The organism is Sphingobacterium composti (assembly GCF_009829075.1).
Taxonomy (GTDB): Bacteria; Bacteroidota; Bacteroidia; order Sphingobacteriales; family Sphingobacteriaceae; genus Sphingobacterium; species Sphingobacterium composti.
The window spans coordinates 1-385 of the sequence record NZ_WUQZ01000072.1 but is presented as its reverse complement, the minus strand read 5'-3'; the positions used below and the strand labels follow the sequence as shown (position 1 = coordinate 385).

The 385-nt window shown below is 33.8% G+C and carries 1 protein-coding gene; it reads right to left on the bottom strand.

Features of this window, described 5'->3' with window-relative positions:
• Positions 1 to 55: 55 nt before the first annotated feature.
• The coding region (locus GOQ17_RS16110; protein WP_159639076.1) for an ATP-binding protein at positions 56 to 385 on the bottom strand (330 nt) is incomplete at its 5' end.

Below are 385 nucleotides of genomic sequence, written 5' to 3'. Positions count from 1 at the left end.
CACCAGTTTTTAACCAATAATTTGGACTTATTGCCACTGGATTTATAGTTCAAACTTAGTTATTTTTTTTCTTTCTTAATGATTTTCCTTTCAAAGGTAATCTATGGGCACAAGCTGTCAATCTGTCCATTATAGCATCACTCAACGTTGGTTCATTAATGAAATCATACCATGCTTCTACTGGTAATTGAGAGGTGATTATTACGGAGCTATTTCCATATCTGTCTTCCAGTATATCTAATAAAGCCAACCTTGTGTCTGCATCAATAGCCTTTAGTCCAAAGTCATCAAGTATGAGTAACCTTTGGTTCGCAATAGTTTTTATCCACTTTAAATAGGTTCCGTCTAATCTTGCTTGAGTTACTGTATCCATAAATTTATTCAT